Origin of the sequence: Actinotalea sp. C106 (assembly GCF_023630195.1) — a bacterium.
Lineage (GTDB): Bacteria > Actinomycetota > Actinomycetes > Actinomycetales > Cellulomonadaceae > Actinotalea.
Genome location: NZ_JALPKN010000188.1, coordinates 1 through 6,413, shown reverse-complemented (window position 1 = coordinate 6,413; position 6,413 = coordinate 1). Strand labels below are relative to the sequence as shown.

General features: G+C 72.9%; 7 protein-coding genes and 1 pseudogene. 4 read left to right on the top strand and 4 right to left on the bottom strand.

The window, feature by feature from the left end:
- Together L0B03_RS12460 and L0B03_RS12455 are read right to left on the bottom strand one after the other, a co-directional pair.
- Positions 1-635: pseudogene (locus tag L0B03_RS12460) on the bottom strand (hypothetical protein); the annotation flags it as partial.
- Positions 607-1,041, bottom strand: coding sequence for a DUF4190 domain-containing protein (locus L0B03_RS12455; RefSeq protein WP_250446195.1), 435 nt, complete (start codon positions 1,039-1,041; stop codon positions 607-609). The gene L0B03_RS12455 and the pseudogene L0B03_RS12460, both read right to left, overlap by 29 nt.
- Positions 1,042-1,172: 131 nt before the next feature.
- Here L0B03_RS12455 and L0B03_RS12450 point away from each other — a divergent pair, with 131 nt between their 5' ends.
- Positions 1,173-2,534: a uracil-xanthine permease family protein gene (locus L0B03_RS12450; RefSeq protein ID WP_250446194.1), complete on the top strand. Its 1,362-nt coding sequence runs from the start codon at positions 1,173-1,175 to the stop codon at positions 2,532-2,534.
- 53 nt (positions 2,535-2,587) lie between these two features.
- On the opposite strand, the gene L0B03_RS12445 is transcribed toward L0B03_RS12450, so the two are convergent.
- Both L0B03_RS12445 and L0B03_RS12440 read right to left on the bottom strand, forming a co-directional pair.
- Positions 2,588-3,298: a LytR C-terminal domain-containing protein gene (locus tag L0B03_RS12445; RefSeq protein WP_250446192.1), complete on the bottom strand. Its 711-nt coding sequence runs from the start codon at positions 3,296-3,298 to the stop codon at positions 2,588-2,590.
- Positions 3,298-3,597 carry a type II toxin-antitoxin system VapB family antitoxin gene (locus L0B03_RS12440; protein WP_250446191.1) on the bottom strand — a complete coding sequence of 100 codons (300 nt, stop codon included), beginning with the start codon at positions 3,595-3,597 and terminating at the stop codon, positions 3,298-3,300. Before L0B03_RS12440 ends, L0B03_RS12445 begins: the two co-directional genes overlap by 1 nt.
- 290 nt (positions 3,598-3,887) lie before the next feature.
- Between L0B03_RS12440 and L0B03_RS12435 the strand changes: the two genes are divergently transcribed.
- The 3 genes from L0B03_RS12435 to L0B03_RS12425 form a co-directional block, all read left to right on the top strand.
- Positions 3,888-4,442: a gluconokinase gene (locus L0B03_RS12435; protein ID WP_250446189.1), complete on the top strand. Its 555-nt coding sequence runs from the start codon at positions 3,888-3,890 to the stop codon at positions 4,440-4,442.
- 43 nt (positions 4,443-4,485) lie between these two features.
- Positions 4,486-5,871 (top strand): GntP family permease, encoded by a 1,386-nt coding sequence (locus L0B03_RS12430; protein ID WP_250446188.1) that lies wholly within the window; start codon positions 4,486-4,488, stop codon positions 5,869-5,871.
- A 36-nt stretch (positions 5,872-5,907) separates the two neighbouring features.
- Positions 5,908-6,413 (top strand): DUF4118 domain-containing protein (locus L0B03_RS12425; RefSeq protein ID WP_250446186.1); only part of this gene is annotated, 506 nt, incomplete at its 3' end.

Below are 6,413 nucleotides of genomic sequence, written 5' to 3'. Positions count from 1 at the left end.
ACGACCACCGCGCAGACGGCTGCCGCGGGGAGCACCACCTGGCGCAGCGGCCTGGCGGCTGCGGCGACCACGGGCAGCAGGAGCGCTCCGGGGGCGACCTTGATCCAGGCCCCCGCGGTCAGCAGCGAGCTCGCGAGGGCCGGGTGCCGGGCCGCGAGGGTCAGGGCGAGAACCATGAGCGGGGCCACCACGGCGTCAAGACGTCCGATCGCCACGGGTCCGAGCAGCACGAGGAAGGCCAGCCACCACCATGCGGCCTGGAACCGGCCCGGTCCTGCGTGCCGCAGCAGCACGAGCAGCGCGATCGCGTCGAGCGCGGTGACCAGGCCGCACCACGCGAGGGCGTAGCCCACGGTCGAGCCGGTGGTCGTGAGCCCCACCACGAGGATCGGGAGCAGGGCGCCGGCCGGGTACACCCACGGCCCGTCGAGCACCGGCCAGGTCCCGCCCTCGAGGGCCTGGTAGGCCCAGAAGCGGTACAGGTCGACGTCGTGGAAGGCTGCCCCGGGCGCGACCACCACGCCGAGCCAGGTCAGCCAGGCGTGGGTCGCGAGGAAGCCGCCGGCGAGCGCGAGGTGCGCTCGCCTCGAGGTGGCCCCGCTCGCCTCAGTACCCCGTCGCCGTGCCGACCACACCGACGGTCGCGACGAGGAAGCCGAAGAAGAGGACCGCGACGAGGACGGCGACCAGCGCGAGGCCGATGGTGACGTAGCCGGTGATGAGGCCGGCCAGCGCGAGCCCGCCGCCCTGCTCCTGCGTCTCACCGATCTGGCGACGGGCCAGGTGCCCGGTGATCACACCGGCGACCGACCCGACGATCGGGAAGATCGTCAGGCCCGTGAGCGAGGCGACCAGGGAGATGATGGCCAGCGCGTTGGTCGGCCGGTTCGCGGCCGAGGAGTACTGCTGGGCGTAGGGGGCCTGCACCGTGGGGGACGGCTCGTAGGGGGGCGGAGGCTGGGGCGCCTGCTCGGGCTCGGGACGGGCCTGCTCGTCGGGAGCGTGCTCGGCGTCCGCCGGGGGCGGGGTCTTCTGGTCCATGGTGCTCCTCGGGTCGCTGGATCCAGCATCGCACAGGGCTCGCGGGGGCACCGGCTGTCGCTAGTGTTCCTCCGGGCACCGTGGACCGCGCCGCGTCCGCACGGGTGCCCCGGACGAGGGAGCCCCCGGGGATGAGCAGCATCGGCTGGCGTGTGCACGGTGACGGACGACGGATCGAGCCGGGGGCCGTCGTCGCCCCGGACGAGCGGCTCAGCTGGCCGCGCACCGTCGGCATAGGTCTGCAGCACGTCGTGGCCATGTTCGGGGCGACGATCCTGGTGCCCGCGATCACCGGCTTCCCCGCCTCGACGACCCTCTTCTTCTCCGCGGTCGGCACGGTCCTGTTCCTGGTGGTGACGGGCAACCGGCTGCCGAGCTACCTCGGCTCCTCCTTCGCCTTCATCGCGCCCATCTTCGGGGCGATGGCCTCGGGCGGCGCCTCGTCCGCGGTGGGCGGCGTCCTCGTGACCGGGGTCCTCCTGGCCGTGGTCGGCCTCGTGGTGCACCTGGCGGGCTCACGGTGGATCGACCTGGTCATGCCTCCCGTGGTGACCGGGACGATCGTGGCGCTCATCGGCCTCAACCTCGCCCCGGTCGCCTGGGGCACGTGCCAGGAGGTCGTGGTCGACGGCCAGACCCTCGAGCAGTGCGACGGCGTGCGCGGGGCCCCCGTGACGGCGCTGGTCACCCTCGGCGCGATCATCCTCTCGACGGTGCTGTTCCGCGGGATGCTCGGCCGGCTGGCCATCCTGGTGGGTGTGGTCGTGGGGTACGTCGTCGCCTGGCTCCGCGGCGAGGTCGACCTGAGCCAGGTCGACGAGGCCGCGTGGGTCGGGCTGCCGACCTTCATGGCGCCGACGATCGACCTGACCGTGCTGGCCCTGTTCGTCCCCGTGGTCTTCGTGCTCGTCGCCGAGAACGTGGGCCACGTGAAGTCCGTCTCCGCGATGACGGGGCAGGACCTGGACCCGCTCATGGGCCGCGCCCTGATGGCCGACGGCATGGCGACCACCCTCGCGGGGGTGGGCGGTGGCTCGGGCACGACCACCTACGCCGAGAACATCGGGGTGATGGCGGCGACCAAGGTGTACTCGACGGCCGCCTACTGGGTGGCCGCGGGGGCCGCCCTGGTGCTGAGCATGTCCCCGAAGTTCGGCGCTCTCGTCGGCTCGGTGCCGGTGGGGGTGCTGGGCGGGGCGGCGACGCTGCTCTACGGGATGATCGGCATCCTCGGCGCGCGGATCTGGGTGCAGAACCGGGTGGACTTCTCCGACCCGGTGAACCTCACGACCGCCGCGGTCGCCCTCATCGTGGGGATCGCCGACTACACGTGGATCGCGCCCGGCGGGCTCGAGTTCGCCGGGATCGCGCTGGGGACCGCCGCAGCCCTGGGGATCTACCACCTGATGCGGGTGGTGGCCCGGTGGCGTGGCACCACGGCCGAGGCCGCCAGCCCCGCCTCTGTCCCGGGAGGGTCCGAGCTCGAGCGCTGACCGCCGTCGGGCCGCGCCTATGACACAGCGCGTGACGGGCGAGCGGTCCGAGGTCAGCCCTCGCCCTCCGCGCCGTCGTCGGCGGGCTCCTCGCCCTCGGCCTCGCCCCCGCCCTCGGCCTCCTCGCCCTCCTCAGCGGTCGAGACCAGGGGCGCGGGGGCGGTCAGCAGGGCGTCCTCGAGGGGCACGCAGGAGGGTGCCGGCTCGAGGGGCGTCGTGGGGTCGAGGTCGACCACCGCAGGGTCGAGCAGGGTGGTGTACTCGGTGCCGACGACGAGGTCGATCCCGGCGCCCTCGCGCTGGTCGAGCTGCAGCACGGGGGCCTCGAGGTGGGCTGCCAGGGTGTAGGCGGCCTCGAGCCCGGCCTGACCGAACAGGACCTGCGTCTCGCCGCGGTAGGTGCCCGGGTAGTTGCCCGTCTCGACCTCCTCGAAGCCGCGGTCGCCGAGCTGGCCCGCCACGGTCCCGGCGAGCCCCGCCGTCCCGGCGCCGTTGAGGACCTGGAGGTCGATGCCGCTGTAGCCCACGGGCAGGGTGCCCTCGGGCACGCACGGCGCGGGGAGGGACTCCGCGGTGGGCGTGGGCGAGGGGGTCGTGAAGTCGCGGTCGAGGAAGGGCACCGTCATCGCGCCCGTGTAGACCGCAGCCGAGCCCAGGCCACCGATGGCCAGGGCGGCGACCAGAGAGCCGAAGACGACGGCCTGGCGCTCGCGGCGTCGACGGCGGCGCAGCGCACGCTCGCGCTCGGCGGGAGAGGCTGCCATCAGGACTCCAGGACCAGGACGCGGGCGTGCAGCACGGGGCGCTGCTGGAGAGCGGCCCGCACGGCACGGTGCAGGCCGTCCTCGAGGTACATCACGCCCTGGAACTGGACCACGTGGGCGAACAGGTCGCCGTAGAACGTCGAGTCCTCGGAGAGCAGGTTGTCGAGGTTGAGGGTGCGCTTGGTGGTCACGAGCTCGTCGAGCCTGACCTGCCGGGGCGGCACCTCGGCCCAGTCCTTGGGCGTGGTGAGGCCGTGGTCGGGGTACGGGCGCCCTTCACCCACGGCCTTGAAGATCACGGCAGGAGTCTAGTGCTCCGGGCCGCCGGTGCCTGGTCCGACCGTCCGCGGGTCGGACCAGGGGTGCGGGGGCGGCTCACCGGCAGCGGCAGCGCTCGGGGACCGGGACGCCGGCGAGGACGGCGTCGGCGTGCTCGCCGCAGCCGGTCCAGGTGGTCGTTCCGCAGCGCCCTCGGCCGCACCACCGTCGCGACCGTGCTGACGAACCTGTCCGAGCTGGCCCCCTGCTCACCCGTGGTGCGCGTTGCTCCCGAGTCGCGCTCGGCCCCGGTCAGGAGCACAGTGACCGGATGGTCCACGCAGCGCAGGGGGCGCTCCCCGATGCCGTCCAGCACCTCGTCGTCATGGGGGTCGCCGGCTCGGGCAAGACGACCCTGGCCCAGATCCTCGAGAAGCGCCTCGGCTGGCGCTACGCCGAGGCCGACGAGTTCCACCCGCAGGCCAACATCGACAAGATGTCCGCGGGCACCCCCCTCGAGGACGAGGACCGCTGGCCCTGGCTGCGGTCGATCCGCGACTGGCTGAGCGAGAACTCGAGCACCGGGCAGAGCGCGGTCGTCACCTGCTCGGCCCTCAAGTCCGAGTACCGCGACGTGCTGCGCGAGGCCCAGGGCCGGGTGCTCTTCGTCCACCTGACCGCCGACGAGGAGATCATCGCCTCACGCCTGCAGAGCCGGAGCGGTCACTTCATGCCGCCGTCGCTGCTGCCCTCGCAGTTCGCGACCCTGCAGCCCCTGGGCGACGGCGAGGACGGCGTGACCGTGCTCGTCGACGTCCCACCCGACGCCGTGGCCGACACCACGATCGCAGCTCTTGGACTCGAGCCCTCGCACCACGAGGGCTGACCGCACCACCGGCGCACCACGCGCCACGACCCCAGGGGGACCCGTGGAGACCGAGGAATGGACCCAGACGCTCACCGCAGGACCGCTGCTGGGCATCGCCGCGGGGGCCGTCGCCCTCCTGCTCGTCCTGATCATCAAGTTCCGGCTGCACGCCTTCCTGTCCTTGATCCTGGTCAGCCTCCTCACGGCGCTGGTGTCGGGGATCCCCGCGCCGAGCGTCCTGGACGAGCTGACCAGCGGCTTCGGCGGGACCCTCGCCTCGGTGGCCCTGCTGGTCGGGCTCGGCGCGATGCTCGGCCGCATGGTCGAGACCTCGGGTGGGGCCAAGGTCATGGCCGACACCCTCATCGCGCGGTTCGGTGAGAAGCGTGCCCCGTTCGCCCTCGGCGTCGCCTCGCTGATCTTCGGCTTCCCGATCTTCTTCGACGCCGGGCTCGTCGTCATGCTGCCGATCGTCTTCGCGGTCGCGCGTCGGCTGGGCGGGTCGGTCCTGCTCTTCGGGCTTCCCACGGCCGGCGCCTTCTCCGTCATGCACATCTTCGTGCCGCCGCACCCTGGACCGGTCGCCGCCTCCGAGCTGCTGGGCGCGGACCCCGGCATCGTCATCATCCTCGGACTCGTCCTGGCCGTGCCGACCTGGTACGTGACCTCCTACCTGTTCGGGGTCTGGGCCGGGAAGCGGTGGGTGCTGCCCGTGCCCGAGATCCTCGGCAAGACCGAGGACGAGGACCTCCCGGACAACCCGCCGAGCCTCGGCACCGTGCTGGGCCTGCTCCTGCTGCCGCTGGTGCTCATCTTCCTCAACACCGGGCTGAACACTCTCCGCGCCGCGGGCGTGGTCGACGGCGAGGCCACCTGGTACGCCCTGGCCAGCCTGATCGGCTCGACCCCCGTGGCCCTGCTCATCTCGGTGCTGGTCGCCGCGGTCGTGCTGGGCAAGCGCCGCGGCCGGGACAAGTCCGTGATCGAGAAGCTGCTCGACTCCGCCCTCGGCCCGGTGGCCTCGGTCATCCTCATCACGGGCGCGGGTGGCATGTTCGGCGGGGTGCTGAGGGCCTCGGGCATCGGTGAGGCCCTGGCCGAGGTGCTCGGTGACGTCGGCATGCCGGTGATCGTCGCGGGCTTCCTCGTCGCGACGGTCCTGCGGGTGGCACAGGGCTCGGCGACGGTCGCCCTGACCACGGCGGCCGCGCTGATCCAGCCCGCGGTCGACGCCGGGAACTACAGCAGCTTCCAGCTGGGGGCGATCGTCCTCGCGGTGGCCGCCGGCTCGGTGATGATCTCGCACGTCAACGACTCGGGGTTCTGGCTCGTGGGCCGGTTCTTCGGCATGGACGTGCGCACCACCCTCAAGACGTGGACGGTGCTCGAGACGCTCATCGGCCTGATGGGCTTCGGGATCGCCGTGCTGTTCTTCGTCCTGTTCTAGGTGACCGCAGGCCCCCCTGGTGGGAGGCTGCGCATCGTGGAGACGAACCAGACCGCGGGCGCGGCGGCCCCAGCCCTGCGCCGCCCGTGGCTCCAGGCGCACGGTGCACGCCTGGGCCGACGACGGACCGCCGTCGGCTGGCTCCTCGCGGTGCTCGGCCCGCCGCTCCTCACGGCCGTGCTGCTGCAGCAGCGCGAGGTGCTCGGACTGCCCACCGACCTGATGTTCTTCTTCACCCTGGTGGTGTCCACGGCCCTCGTCGGGGGCCTGTACCCGTCCTTGGCCTGCGCGCTGCTGGCCTCCTCCCACCTCAACTACTTCTTCACGCGACCGACGGGCGGTCTCACGATCGCCGACACCGAGAACGCCCTCGCCCTGGTGATCTTCACCCTGGTGGCCGCGGCGGTGGCGTGGATCGTCGGGGTGGCCGAGCGGCGGTCCGGGGAGGCCCGCGCGGCGACCGGTGAGGCCACCCTGCTCGCCGACCTCGCGCGGGCGGTGCTGCGCGGGCGGGACACGCCCCAGGCCCTGGTCGAGGAGCT